The organism is Pseudomonas sp. MN1F (genome assembly GCF_009391885.1).
Lineage (GTDB): Bacteria > Pseudomonadota > Gammaproteobacteria > Pseudomonadales > Pseudomonadaceae > Aquipseudomonas.
Window position 1 is genome coordinate 117,952 of the sequence record NZ_VZII01000027.1, and the last position, 13,232, is coordinate 131,183.

At 62.0% G+C, this 13,232-nt stretch carries 13 protein-coding genes; 3 read left to right on the forward strand and 10 right to left on the reverse strand.

Annotated elements, in window-relative coordinates; translation table 11 throughout:
* Window positions 1–36 precede the first annotated feature (36 nt).
* The 3 genes from choV to F6X59_RS14990 form a co-directional block, all read right to left on the reverse strand.
* Window positions 37–1,215 carry a choline ABC transporter ATP-binding protein gene (gene choV, locus F6X59_RS14980; protein WP_152956871.1) on the reverse strand — a complete coding sequence of 393 codons (1,179 nt, stop codon included), beginning with the start codon at window positions 1,213–1,215 and terminating at the stop codon, window positions 37–39.
* Complete coding sequence (choW, locus tag F6X59_RS14985; RefSeq protein WP_346654173.1) at window positions 1,212–2,060, reverse strand: choline ABC transporter permease subunit; 849 nt, start codon at window positions 2,058–2,060, stop codon at window positions 1,212–1,214. Before choW ends, choV begins: the two co-directional genes overlap by 4 nt.
* An 81-nt stretch (window positions 2,061–2,141) precedes the next feature.
* A complete protein-coding gene (locus F6X59_RS14990; RefSeq protein WP_152956873.1) occupies window positions 2,142–3,089 on the reverse strand; it encodes a choline ABC transporter substrate-binding protein in 948 nt (315 codons plus the stop codon).
* 442 nt (window positions 3,090–3,531) lie between these two features.
* Between F6X59_RS14990 and F6X59_RS14995 the strand changes: the two genes are divergently transcribed.
* Together F6X59_RS14995 and F6X59_RS15000 are read left to right on the forward strand one after the other, a co-directional pair.
* Entirely contained in the window at window positions 3,532–4,908 is a 1,377-nt protein-coding gene (locus tag F6X59_RS14995; RefSeq protein ID WP_152956874.1) for an L-serine ammonia-lyase, read from the forward strand.
* Between the two features lie 480 nt (window positions 4,909–5,388).
* A complete protein-coding gene (locus tag F6X59_RS15000) occupies window positions 5,389–6,495 on the forward strand; it encodes a GlxA family transcriptional regulator (protein ID WP_060512237.1) in 1,107 nt (368 codons plus the stop codon).
* 58 nt (window positions 6,496–6,553) lie between these two features.
* Here F6X59_RS15000 and F6X59_RS15005 read toward each other — a convergent pair whose 3' ends face one another.
* The 5 genes from F6X59_RS15005 to choX form a co-directional block, all read right to left on the reverse strand.
* Window positions 6,554–6,811 carry a hypothetical protein gene (locus F6X59_RS15005; protein WP_003255717.1) on the reverse strand — a complete coding sequence of 86 codons (258 nt, stop codon included), beginning with the start codon at window positions 6,809–6,811 and terminating at the stop codon, window positions 6,554–6,556.
* A gap of 367 nt (window positions 6,812–7,178) precedes the next feature.
* The gene (locus tag F6X59_RS15010; protein WP_152956875.1) at window positions 7,179–7,655 is read right to left on the reverse strand and encodes a thioesterase family protein; all 477 of its coding nucleotides are present in this window, start codon (window positions 7,653–7,655) and stop codon (window positions 7,179–7,181) included.
* A gap of 10 nt (window positions 7,656–7,665) precedes the next feature.
* The gene (locus tag F6X59_RS15015; protein WP_152956876.1) at window positions 7,666–8,631 is read right to left on the reverse strand and encodes an L-carnitine dehydrogenase; all 966 of its coding nucleotides are present in this window, start codon (window positions 8,629–8,631) and stop codon (window positions 7,666–7,668) included.
* Between the two features lie 20 nt (window positions 8,632–8,651).
* Window positions 8,652–9,536 (reverse strand): 3-keto-5-aminohexanoate cleavage protein, encoded by an 885-nt coding sequence (locus tag F6X59_RS15020; RefSeq protein WP_152956877.1) that lies wholly within the window; start codon window positions 9,534–9,536, stop codon window positions 8,652–8,654.
* Between the two features lie 121 nt (window positions 9,537–9,657).
* A complete protein-coding gene (gene choX / locus F6X59_RS15025; RefSeq protein ID WP_152956878.1) occupies window positions 9,658–10,602 on the reverse strand; it encodes a choline ABC transporter substrate-binding protein in 945 nt (314 codons plus the stop codon).
* 146 nt (window positions 10,603–10,748) lie between these two features.
* Here choX and F6X59_RS15030 point away from each other — a divergent pair, with 146 nt between their 5' ends.
* A complete protein-coding gene (locus F6X59_RS15030; protein WP_152956879.1) occupies window positions 10,749–11,693 on the forward strand; it encodes a GlxA family transcriptional regulator in 945 nt (314 codons plus the stop codon).
* Window positions 11,694–11,818: 125 nt separating this feature from the next.
* On the opposite strand, the gene F6X59_RS15035 is transcribed toward F6X59_RS15030, so the two are convergent.
* Both F6X59_RS15035 and F6X59_RS15040 read right to left on the reverse strand, forming a co-directional pair.
* The gene (locus F6X59_RS15035; RefSeq protein WP_152956880.1) at window positions 11,819–12,070 is read right to left on the reverse strand and encodes a bacteriocin immunity protein; all 252 of its coding nucleotides are present in this window, start codon (window positions 12,068–12,070) and stop codon (window positions 11,819–11,821) included.
* Between the two features lie 2 nt (window positions 12,071–12,072).
* Window positions 12,073–13,232 (reverse strand): S-type pyocin domain-containing protein (locus tag F6X59_RS15040; RefSeq protein WP_178120089.1); only part of this gene is annotated, 1,160 nt, incomplete at its 5' end.

Below are 13,232 nucleotides of genomic sequence, written 5' to 3' on the forward strand. Positions count from 1 at the left end.
AGCGTGATTGGGGCCGCAAGGCGGCCCCAATTTGCATCACCCGTGAGTCTTGCCAAGCAAGGCGTGGTAAAGCTCGGTATCCCCAAGAATCCCCACCACCTTGTCATTCTCCTGCAGCACCAGCTTGTTGCCGGTCTGATAACGAATCTGCAGCGCCTCACGCATCCCGATATCGGCATGCACCAAGGTCGGCTTGCGCCCCAGCCCTTCCACGGCCTGCCCCGGCGCCCAATTCTGCATGTCCAGCCCGTTCTGCCCCTGGCGTGCACGCTTGATCGAATTGCCTTCGCCCAGGTCCAGCCACGAATCGCCACCCGGGTCCAGGCACACCGAGCCGTTGACCCGCTTGCAGTTGTCCAGGCTGCGCATCAGGCTGCGGCCGCACAAGACGTTCAACGGGTTGGTGTGGGCGACGAAGGTACGCACGTACTCGTCGGCCGGGTTCAGCACGATTTCTTCCGGCTTGCTGTACTGGATGATCCGCCCGTCTTTCATGATGGCGATGCGGCTGCCCAGCTTCAGTGCCTCGTCGAGGTCGTGGCTGACGAACACGATGGTCTTGCTCAGCTTGGCCTGCAGGCCCAGCAATTCGTCTTGCAGGCCCTGGCGGATCAGCGGGTCGAGGGCCGAGAACGGTTCGTCCATCAGCAGGATGTCGGCATCCATCGCCAGCGCCCGGGCCAGGCCCACACGCTGTTGCATGCCGCCGGAGAGTTCGTCCGGCTTTTTATTGCGCCACTGGGTCAGGCCGACCAGTTCGAGCTTGTCGTCGACCAGCTTGCGCCGTTCCTTTTCCGGGCGGCCCTGCATTTCCAGGCCGAAGCTGATGTTCTCGCGCACCGTCAGCCACGGCATCAGGGCGAACTTCTGGAACACCATGGCGATGCGCTTGGTGCGCATCATCTTCAGCTCTGCCGGGGTGCAATGGGCGATGTCGATGTTTTTGCCTTCATGCTCGACGAACAGCTTGCCGCGGCTGACGGTGTTGAGGCCGTTGATGCAGCGCAGCAGGCTCGACTTGCCCGACCCGGACAGGCCCATCAGCACGCAGATCTCGCCTTTCTTGATATCGAGGTTGGCCTTTTCCACACCGACCACCAGGCCAGTCTGCTTGAGGATCTGCTCGCGGGTCTGGCCCTTGTCCAGCAACGCCAGCGCTTCGCGCGGCTTGTTGGAGAAAATGACGTCGACGTCTTCGAATCGAATGATGCTCATGCCTCACCCCTTACCGGCAGTTCCGGTTGCTTGCAGATACGGTCGAGCATGATCGCCAGCAGCACGATCGCCAGGCCCGCTTCGAAGCCCAGGGAGATATCGGCGGTGTTCAGTGCGTTGACCACAGGTTTGCCCAGGCCATCTGCGCCCACCAGGGCGGCAATCACCACCATCGACAGCGACAGCATGATGCACTGGGTGACGCCGGCGGCGATGCTCGGCATCGCGTGCGGCAGTTCGATACGGGTAAGTAGCTGGCGGCGCGAACAGCCAAAGGCCTTGCCGGCGTCCATCAGTTCCTGTGGCACGTCGCAGATGCCAAGGTAGGTCAGGCGGATCGGCGCGGCGATGGCGAACACCACGGTCGAGATCAGCCCCGGCACCACGCCCAGGCCGAACAGGGTCAGGGTCGGGATCAGGTAGACGAAGGTTGGCACGGTCTGCATCAGGTCGAGCACCGGGCGCATGGCGGTGTAGAACATCGGCTTGTGCGCGGCGACGATGCCCAGCGGCACGCCGATGGCCACGCAGACCACGGTGGCGAAGGTCACCTGGGCCAGTGTTTCCATGGTTTCCTGCCAGTACCCCAGGTTGAGGATCAGCAGGAAGGACAGGGCGACGAATGCGGTAAGCGCCCACTTGCGCTGGATGAAATGCGCCAGGGCGGCGAACAGAGCAATGAGTACGAACGGGTTGAAGAAGGTAAGGGTACTGGTGACGCCATGGATCATGAACTCCAGGCCTCGGGCAATGGCGTCGAAATAGTCCGCGCCATTCTGGGTCAGCCATTCGACGAACGACGCGATGTACTGACCCAAGGGTATTTTCTGATCGATAAGCATGATAGCGAGCTTCCACCTGCGAAGATTGAAATCAGTCCGGGGCGGGCACGGTCCCGCCCCGAGGTAGCGCTACGACGTATTGCGTTATTGAGCGAGCTTCGCCTTGGCCGCCTCAAGGCCGGGTTTGCCGTCCACGGTGGTGACACCCGCCAGCCAGGTGTCCAGCTTGCCGGGGTTGTCTTTCAGCCACTTCTTGGCGGCCGCCTCGGGCTTCATCTTGTCGTCCAGGACGTAGCCCATCATGGTGCTTTCATCCTTGAGTTCGAACTGCAGATTCTTCAGCAGCTGGCCGACGTTGCTGCATTCCTGCACATAGCCCTTGCGGGTGTTGGTCAGCACGGTGGCCTTGCCGAACTCGGGGCCGAAGTACTCATCCCCGCCGGTCAGGTACTGCATCTTGAAGCGGGTGTTCATCGGGTGCGGTTCCCAGCCCAGGAACACCACCGCCTCGCCACGCTTCTGCGCGCGGTCGACCTGCGACAGCATGCCGGCCTCGCTCGACTGCACGATCTTGAAGCCGGCGTCCTTCAGGCCGAAGGCGTTCTTGTCGATCATGCTCTGGATGGTGCGGTTGCCGTCGTTACCGGGCTCGATGCCGTAGATCTTGCCGTCCAGTTCCTTCTTGAACTTGGGAATGTCGCTGAAATCCTTCAGCCCCTTGTCATACAGCGCCTGGGGTACGGCCAAGGTGTACTTGGCGTTTTCCAGGTTGGCGCGCACGGTCTCGACAGTGCCGGCATCGCGGTACTGCTTGATGTCGTTCTCCATGGTCGGCATCCAGTTGCCGAGAAACACGTCCAGGTCCTTGCCGGTGGCCAGCGACTTGTAGGTCACCGGTACCGAGATCATGGTGGTGTGGGTCTTGTAACCCAGTGCTTCGAGCACAACGCTGGTGGTCGCCGTGGTGACAGTGATGTCGGTCCAGCCGACATCGGAGAAGCGTACCGTCTGGCACTGTTCGGGCTCGGCGGCCTGGGCCAGCAGAGGTGCGGACAGCATCGCAACCAGCAACAGCGAGGGTGAACCTTTCATGGATGGACTCCTGTGATTTTGTCTTCGGGTTCGCATGGGTCGCCGGGCGTTCTCAGGGCTCGGTCGACCAGGCCTGCAGAGGGCAGGTTGCGTGGCCGTGCTTTACGAGTCGCTTTCGATAATCCTCCAGCGCCGGGCAATCGCCTACTGGTGGGGTCGTAACCAGTACGGAACGGGTCGCATCCAGTACGGGCGATGTCGTTTATGAGTTTTTCCACCCCTGCCGCCGCATTTTTGCGTCACAAGGCCGCTCGAAAGCGGCGCGCAGTTGGCCGAAAAGGCTGCGGCGCTGCTGGACAAAAGTACGTCGGTTGCAGACGGCGAGGGGGTAGGCAAAAGCCCGATGATGCGTGCATTCGTGGCGGCTCGCAGCTTCAGCCTAGCAGTTGCCCCGCCCTGCGCATGGCGCGCAGAGACAAGCCCAGCAAGAGGTGATTCGACAATGGCCATCAGCGTGTTCGACCTGTTCAAGATCGGTGTCGGGCCCTCCAGCTCCCACACCGTCGGCCCCATGCGTGCTGGCGCCCTGTTCGTCCAGGGTCTGCGTGAGCGCGGCGAGCTGGAACGGGTGCAAAGGATCGAAGTGCGGCTGTACGGCTCGCTGTCGGCCACCGGCATCGGCCATGGCACCGACAACGCCACCATCATGGGCCTGATGGGCGAATGGCCGGACGCCATCGACCCGACCCAGATCGTCCCGCGCATCGCCGACCTGCGTGAAACCAACACGCTGAAGCTGGATAACCGCCTGCCCATCGAATTCGTCTGGGCCCGCGACATGCTGCTGCTGGACGAGAACCTGCCGTACCACCCCAACGCCATGACCCTGATCGCCGAAGGCGCCCAGGGCGAGCTGCACCGCGACACCTACTACTCGGTCGGGGGCGGCTTCGTGGTCGACGCTGCCCAGGCTGCGAGCGGCGTGCTGGACGCCGACCAGACGGTGCTGCCGTACGATTTCAACAGCGCCGCCGAACTGCTGCGCCTGTGCAAGCAAAACGACCTCAGCGTGTCGCAATTGATGATGGCCAACGAGAAGGTCTGGCGCAGCGAGGAAGAAATCCGCGCCGGCCTGCACAAGCTCTGGGAAGCCATGCAGGAGTGCGTCAACAACGGCCTGAAATACGAAGGCACGTTACCCGGCGGGCTCAATGTGCGGCGTCGCGCCGCCAAGCTGCACCGCAGCCTGCAGGAAATCGGCAAGCCCAATGTGATCGGCTCGACCATGAGCGCCATGGAATGGGTCAACCTGTTCGCCCTGGCGGTCAACGAAGAGAACGCGGCCGGCGGGCGCATGGTCACTGCACCCACCAACGGCGCGGCCGGCATCATCCCGGCGGTGCTGCACTACTACATGCGCTTCAGCGATGCGGTGACCGACTCCAGCGTGGTCGACTACTTCCTCGCGGCGGCGGCGGTGGGCATCCTGTGCAAGAAGAACGCGTCGATTTCCGGTGCCGAGGTCGGCTGCCAGGGTGAGGTCGGCTCGGCCTGCGCCATGGCGGCTGCGGGCCTTGCCGAAGTGCTGGGGGCGACTCCGCCGCAGGTGGAGAACGCTGCCGAGATCGCCCTGGAACACAACCTTGGCCTGACCTGCGACCCGGTCGGCGGCCTGGTGCAGGTGCCGTGCATCGAACGCAACGCGATTGCCGCAGTGAAGGCGATCAATGCTGTGCAGATGTCGCTGCGCGGTGATGGCGAGCACTTTATCTCCCTCGACCAGGTGATTCGCACCATGCGCGACACCGGTGCCGACATGCACGACAAATATAAAGAGACCTCGCGCGGCGGCCTGGCGGTCAGCGCCATTGAATGCTGAGTGTTTGAGCCAGCCTCAAGGGCCTTATCGCGGATGAATCCGCTCTTGCAGGGGATGCATGCCCCCGTAGGAGCGGATTCATCCGCGATGGGGCCCTTGAATGTTTAAGGTGCGCCACGCCCTGTTTCAGTGCGTGGCCTGAGCTCACCGATCGTCGGATGTCGCTATCAGCGCGAGCATTGTCGGTGACACTTAAGAGTGTCGTTTCTGGGCAACCTGCGCTGCGCGTGTCACCAAATTGCTCAGTCGTTATACGCAAGGCGCTAGCACGGCGGTTTGCGAAGACTTGCCAACTTGATCGAAGTGCCTGATTTGCCGAATGAAGGCGTCGTTTTCAGGTTTTTTCGGATGGCCGTTCAATTTCAGGCACGGCCTTTGCGTTGAGTTTGGCACCAAGCCCCTGCACACAAAACCGGGGCCATAACAAGAAATCAGTGCCCGCCTGAGGCACCCCCCGCATTTGTGTGAGGAGAAATCGCGATGACGTCGTACACCTCCGGGAACCCAACCCAGAACCGCACAGCACCCCAGTCCATCGGGTTTCTCCTTTTGGACAATTTCACCCTGATTTCCCTGGCATCGGCCGTGGAGCCGCTGCGCATGGCCAACCAGCTGTCCGGCCGCGAGTTGTACCGCTGGCACACGCTGACTGTCGATGGTGGGCAGGTGTGGGCCAGCGATGGCTTGCAGATCACCCCGGACGCGGCCATGCACAATGCACCGCCGATCGACACCGTGATCGTCTGCGGTGGCGTGGGTATCCAGCGCACCGTCACCCGTGAGCACGTCACTTGGCTGCAGGCCCAGGCCCGCCAGTCGCGCCGCCTTGGCGCGGTGTGCACCGGCAGCTGGGCGCTGGCTTGTGCCGGCTTGCTCGATGGCTTCGACTGTAGCGTGCATTGGGAGTGCCTGGCAGCGATGCAGGAGGCCTTCCCACGGGTCAACATGAGCACCCGCCTGTTCACCCTCGACCGCAACCGCTTCACCAGCTCCGGCGGCACCGCGCCGTTGGACATGATGCTGCACCTGATCAGCCGCGATCACGGTCGTGAGCTGTCGGCGGCGATCTCCGAGATGTTCGTCTACGAGCGTATCCGCAACGAGCAGGACCACCAGCGCGTGCCGCTCAAGCACATGCTCGGCACCAACCAGCCGAAGCTGCAGGAGATCGTCGCGCTGATGGAGGCCAACCTCGAAGAGCCGATCGACCTCGATGAACTGGCGGTGTATGTGTCGGTATCGCGTCGTCAGCTCGAACGGTTGTTCCAGAAGTACCTGCATTGTTCGCCGTCGCGCTACTACCTGAAGCTGCGCCTGATCCGTGCGCGGCAGCTGCTGAAGCAGACGCCGATGTCGATCATCGAAGTGGCCTCGGTGTGCGGGTTCGTATCGACGCCGCACTTCTCCAAGTGCTACCGCGAGTACTTCGGCATTCCGCCGCGTGACGAGCGCGTCGGTTCCAACACCGCGCAACAGGTGGCGATGATGCCGATCCCGCAGGCCATGACCCTGTCGCCGCACAGCGGGCCGATGGCGGCCCTGAGCCAGGCGCGCAACGAGTCGACCTTTGCCAGCGTAAGGCTCTGAAACGGAGCCGGCCTCTTCGCGGGTAAACCCGCGAAGAGGCCGGCGCAGGAAAATTCGGTCAGGCGCGCTTGTTGAACTGCGCCAATGCCGGCAACAGTTGCTTGTCGATCGCCTGGCGCACGGCCGGTAAAATGGTCGCGCTTCCGGTATACATCTGCTCCACCATCCCCTTCAGCGCCCGCGCATTAGGCTCGGTCAGCCCCCGCACCACCGCCTCGCAGGCTTGCTCGGCACTGGCCCCGGCCGGAATGTCGAACCCGCGCGCGCGCAGGTGGCCTGCCAGGTCGTCCTGGTCTATCAAATCCGCATGCATCATGGCTGTTGTCCCTTTTATCGCGAAGAGAGTGCTGCTGTGATTTACGACCGATTCTGTGTCTGCAGCGACAGGCCCGCAAGGGCAGAATGTCGCAATGGCCGGTTTGGCTAAGAACAGGTCGTTCCCGGCTAATTACGGGGGGCGGGAAGCCAGCAGACTGCAGCCATTCACGGTCCACGAGGGTTTGGTCACCCTCACTCATGCACAGTGGATATTGCTCGCTCTTGGCCCCGGATGCTCACGGCTTTCCGGGGTTATTTTTTGTCTGAATACATAACCTGTAGGAGCGGGCGTGCCCGCGAATGCGGCGGTGGATCCACCATCGCATTCGCGGGCACGCCCGCTCCCACAGGTAATGTATTGTTGCTCAGTTTGGCGCAGGCAGGGCTATCACTCGGCCGAGGTATTCAGCCGGCAGCAGGTCTTGTTGCTGATCCACCAACCCCTGCAGCAATCCAGCACTTTGCTCACTGAACTGTGCTGACTTCGGCCCCGCCAGGTCCACGTGCAGCAGCATCTGCTCACTCGCAGCCAGCGCCTCGTCGAACCCTGCCCGGTGCAGGCTGTGGTAGACATGCAGGCGCTTGCGGTCGAAGCCGATGATCTGCGTCTGCACCCACACCTCGGTCCCCAGCTTCACCTCATGCAGGTAGTTGATGTGCGCCTCCAGGGTGAACAGCGAGTTGCCAGTCTGCCCGCGGCTGTCGGCGTCCAGGCCGATGCGCTCCATCAGCGCATCGGTGGCGTAGCTGAAAATCAGCAGGTAAAAGGCATCGCGCAGGTGCCCGTTGTAGTCGACCCAGTCCTCCTGGACTGGGGTGCGGTAAGTGATCAATGCGGGCATCGTCTGCTCCTCAGTCGCCGAAAGCCATGCCGTGGTTGGCCTTGCTGGTCTTCACCGCTTCCAGCACGGCCAGCAGGGTGTCATCACGATAGCGCTCAAGCGCCGCAATGCTGCGGTCACCCAACTGTTCCGACGTGCCTTCGACCACATCATCAATCAGCTTGTCGGTCAGCTCCGGTGCCGGCAGGTAGGTCCAGGGCAGCTTCAGCGCCGGGCCGAACTGGGCCATGAAGTGGCGCATGCCGGCGTCGCCACCAGCCAGGGTGTAGGTCAGGAAGGTGCCCATGAACGACCAGCGCAGGCCGGCGCCGAAGCGGATCGCATCGTCAATTTCGCCGGTGCTGGCGACGCCATCGTTGACCAGGTGCAGGGCCTCGCGCCACAGCGCCTCGAGCAAGCGGTCGGCGATGAAGCCAGGGACTTCCTTGCGCACATGCAGCGGGCGCATGCCGAGTGCGGTGTAGATGGTTTTCGCGGCCTCGATAGCTTCGGGTGCCGTGCGGTTGCCGCCGACGATCTCCACCAGCGGCAGCAGGTAAACCGGGTTGAACGGGTGACCGACCACGCAACGTTCAGGGTGAGTGGATGACTCGTAGAACTCGCTGGGCAGCAGGCCCGAGGTGCTGGAGCCGATGATTGCATTGGGCTTGGCGGCAGCGCTGATCTTGGCGTGCAGGTCGAGCTTGAGGTCCAGGCGCTCGGGTGCGCTTTCCTGGATGAAATCGGCGTCGCGCACGCATTCCTCGATGGTGGCCACGAATTTCAGCCGGTCTTGCGCTGCACCTGGCGCCAGGCCTTGTTTCTCCAGTGCCGGCCAGGCGTTGGCGATGCGTTTGCGCAGGGCCTGCTCGGCGCCGGGCGCCGGGTCCCAGGCGACCACGTCCAGGCCATGGGCCAGGGCGCGGGCAACCCAGCCGCTGCCGATCACGCCGCTACCCAGGGCGGCGAAGGTCTTGATCTCGGTGATGAAGGGCATATCGGTCTCCTGAAAGGGGATCAGCGGCGCTTGAGGTTCATTTTTTCCCGGCCTTCTGCCGGGCTGAGCACGCGGCCACCCATGCGGGTGATGATTTCTGCGGCGCGTTCCACCAATTGGCCGTTGCTGGCCAGGACGCCACGGTCCAGGTAGAGGTTGTCTTCCAGGCCGACCCGCACGTTGCCGCCGAGCAGCACCGCCTGCGCCGCCATCGGCATCTGCATGCGGCCGATGCCGAAGCCGGCCCAGGTGACGTTGGCTGGCAGGTTGTCGACCATGGCCTTCATGGTGGTGGTGTCGGCTGGCGCGCCCCACGGGATACCCAGGCACAGCTGGAACAGCGGGTCTTCGAGCAGGCCTTCTTTGATCATCTGTTTGGCGAACCACAGGTGGCCGGTGTCGAAGATTTCCAACTCGGCTTTCACGCCCAGTTCAGTGATGCGCTTGGCCCCTGCGCGCAGTTGCGCCGGGGTGGAGACGTAAATGGCGTTGCCGTCGCCGAAATTGAGGGTGCCGCAATCGAGCGTGCAGATTTCCGGCAGCAGGGCTTCGACGTGGGCCAGGCGCTCCAGCGGGCCGATCAGGTCGGTGCCGGGGCCGAATTCCATCGGCGATTCGCCTGGGCCGATTTCCAGGTCGCCGCCCATGCCGGCGGTGAGGTTGACGATGACGTCGACGTCGGCCTCGCGAATGCGCTCCATGACTTCGCGGTACAGCGCCACGTCGCGGCTGAAACGGCCGGTCTGCGGGTCGCGGACGTGGCAGTGGACCACGGTGGCGCCGGCCTTGGCGGCTTCCACGGCGGCTTCGGCGATCTGTTTCGGGGTGACCGGGACCAGGTGGCTCTTGGCGACCGTGTCGCCAGCGCCGGTGAGGGCGCAGGTGATGATGACGTCGTGGTTCATGGCGGTTCCTTGTTGTGTCAGTGATGGCCTTTTCGGGGGCAAGCCCGCTCCTACAGGGGACCGTGATGGCCCTGGCATGCGCGTTACCTGCAGGAGCGGATTTATCCGCGAATAGGCCTTGTCAGTTGGCGGTGAGCTTGAGGTTGTCCGCCGCAGGCTTGCCATCGAAGGTGGTCACACCCTCAAGCCAGCGGGCCTTGTCCTCGGGGTGGTCCTTGAGCCACTGGCGGGCCGATTCCAGCGCGTCCTTGTGGTCGAGCAGCGGCTGCATCATGCGGCTCTCGTCCTCGGCGCTGAACTTCAGGTTGGCCAGCAGGCGGTGGGCGTTGGGGCAGCGTTCGGCGTAGTCCGGCGCGGTCACCGTCCACACCGTGGCACGGCCTTCGTCCGGGCCCAGGGCGTCCTGGCTGTCGCCCAGGTAAGCCATGTCGATGTTCACGTTCATCGGGTGTGGCGCCCAGCCGAAGAACACCACCGCTTCCTTGCGCCGTACGGCGCGGTCAACGGCGGCGAGCATGCCGGCTTCGCTGGACTCGACCAGCTGGAACTTGCCCAGGCCGAACTGGTTCTTGGTGATCATGGCCTTGATCTGGGTATTGGCACCGGAGCCGGGCTCGATGCCGTAGATCTTGCCGCCCAGTTCCTTCTCGAACTTGTGGATGTCGGCGAAAGTCTTCAGGCCTTTGTCATACAGGTACTTGGGCACGGCGAGGGTGGCGCGGGCGTCTTCCAGGCTGGGCTTGTCGAGGACCTTGACCTGGTTGGCGTCGACGAACGGGGTGATGGTCTGGGTCATGATCGGGTTCCAGTAACCCAGGAACATGTCCAGGCGCTTGTCGCGGATACCGGCGAAAATGATCTGCTGCGAGGCACTGGTCTGTTTGGTCTGGTAACCCAGGCCATCCAGCAGCACCTGGGCCATGGCGCTGGTGGCGATGACGTCGGTCCAGTTGACCACGCCCAGGCGCACGTTCTGACAGGCCGCGGGCTCGGCGGCGTAAAGCGGGGTGGCGACAATGCTGCTCAGGGCAAGGGACAACAGGCTGCGGCGGATCAAGCGATGCATGGTGGCTCTCCATCGGCAGGGCATTATTATTGGGGGCCAGCCTCTCTGGGCTGTGTGAACAAGCTACGCTGCTGCCAGGGTGGAAAATCGCACCCTGGCGACCAAGATCAGCACGGAGGCGACCACCTTCACGCGTGGAGCATGCAATGCCGCAACTGATTCATTTCCTGTTGTTGCCGGGGTTCTCGGCAATGGGCTTTATCAGCGCACTGGAACCACTGCGCGTGGCCAACCGCTTCAAGGGGCCGTCATATCGCTGGCGCGTGCTCAGCCTGGATGGCGGTGCGGTGCAGGCCAGCAACGGCATGTCGGTGAATGCCGATGGTGCGCTGGGGGAGGGCGAAGCGGGGGGCGTGCTGCTGATCGTCGCCGGCTTCGAGCCGCTGGCCTGTTATGGCCCACGGCTACAGCAGGCGCTACGCCGGCTCGATCATGAAGGGGTGATCCTCGGCGGTATCGACACTGGCCCGGTGGTGTTGGCCGAGGCCGGCTTGCTCGACGGTTACCGGGCAACCCTGCACTGGGAGGCGCTGGATGCGTTCAAGGAGCGCTACCCACGCTTGCAGGTGACCCAGGAGTTGTTCGAGATCGACCGGCGTCGCATCACCTGCGCAGGCGGCACCGCGTCAATCGACCTGATGCTCGACCTGATCGGCCAGGCCCATGGCAGCGAGCTGGCGGTGCAGGTGTCCGAGCAGTTCGTGCTCGGGCGCATCCGCCCGCGCCAGGACCACCAGCGCATGCAGATCGCCAGCCGTTACGGCATCAGCAACAAGAAGCTGGTGAAGGTGATCGGCGAGATGGAGCGCAATATTGAGCAGCCGCTCAATACCCAGGTGCTGGCCGATGCGGTGCAGGTGACACGGCGGCAGCTGGAGCGCCTGTTCCGCTTGCATCTGGACGACACGCCCAGTGGCTTCTATTTGCGGTTACGGCTGGACAAGGCGCGACAGTTGTTGCGCCAGACCGACATGAGCGTGCTGGAGGTGGCGGTGGCGTGTGGGTTCGAGTCGGCTTCGTATTTCACCCGCTGCTACCGGGGGCGGTTCGAGCGGTGCCCGCGGGAGGATCGGTTGGCCCGGGTGGTGTGAGCGGTCCTCGTCAGCCATGGAGGTCCAACTCTCGCCCCCTTGTTAATCTTGTTCGTTTAGGAGGGAGTGGGTACCCCGATCAATTTTTTGACCGCCTTTGCAACTGATCGGGGTGGGGGAACATATTAAGGTTGTGCAAACCCTGGTTTGCCGTTTGCAGCACGCCAAGCCTTCACTTCGGCCACAATTTGCTCAGGGCTATCTTTTCCTTCCTCTGGGTAAAATAGAAGATCTGATCCAGCCGGATGCTCTGACAGTTGCTCAAACTTCTCCACAGCGCTACGGTGCGCTTCGTCGCTAGGGTAGTCAACGATGTATATCTTTTTTACAAAGTCCAAAAAATCTTTTTCTTTAATATTGCTAATCGAGTCATTCATCTTTAGTCACCTTGGTGAATTTGAATGTGAAGGCTGGGAGTCGTAAGGAAAATGTTCTCTACGTTGTACACTTCTCCTCCCTGTGAGATCAATATTTTATGATGCAGCTCAATCACAGAACGTTTCCCGACGCGGGCATTTTTGGGAACGTATGGAGCGAGCCCTTTGCTCATCCTAGAAATGTTGGCCCGGCTGAATTGTTTTGATAGCATTTCGTCATTGCCAATCGCCCTCCAAATCGCTTCCCTCATCGCCCGCCAATTTGGGAAATTTCTCCCTCGCAGCAAGTCAGCAACCTGCATCGGAATGGGGGCTCCTTCACCTGTCGAAGCGCCTTTGGACCAAGACTCGTCAACTTGAGGGCCGTACCCACTTGCCGAACCAGGATCTTCCCGCCGATCCCTGAACATTGTGTAGATTGGCGGCAACCCAGAGTCTGCAGGAAAAACAACGATGTAGTCGTCAAGGTTGGCGTCAGCAATACCTGGGTAGCTGTCTATTCTGATTTCAACCGGTAGCAACTCAGCTCCGGGAAAGGTCGTCGGAGGTGTTTGCTCAGAGGGAAGGCTGGTAGAAGAGTCCTCTGGCTTGCTAATTGGAGTCCAGGTGAGTATCCGCGGTGGTGAGTCCGCAGTGGTCGCGGTATAGATGTTGCGTTGTGCGTCGAATGACGCGGTAAGTACACGTACCTCAAATGGAACCGGACCGCCGTCTGCTTTGACTACGAAAATTTCCGAGGAACCATCGGCAGTAGTCCGCGAGCTGAAACGGTAGGGCATTTCAGCTGTGCTGCTCATGGCTTCACTAGTTGCCAATGCTGTGCTGACGTGGGGAGACAGATCTGACAGCGGCGTTTGCAGGCTATAGCGATCAGGGAGCTCGCCATTACCGAGCCGAGGGGAGTAGAGCAAAGCCGAAACACCGACGATGAAACCTGAACCTACTGCAATCGCATAACCTTCAAGTGCTCCAATCGCTGTTCCTAGTACTGTACGAAGTGAGAACAGTGGAATGTTACTTGACACAGTGCCTGCAGCCGTCAGCACGACCGAGCTGATTAGTGCACTGGAACCAGATGTAGAATATGTATTTGCTGCCCGGACTGTGGCAGCTTCGGCAGTGATACGCTCGGCTTGGGCCTTCGCGACAGCTTCGGCAGCGA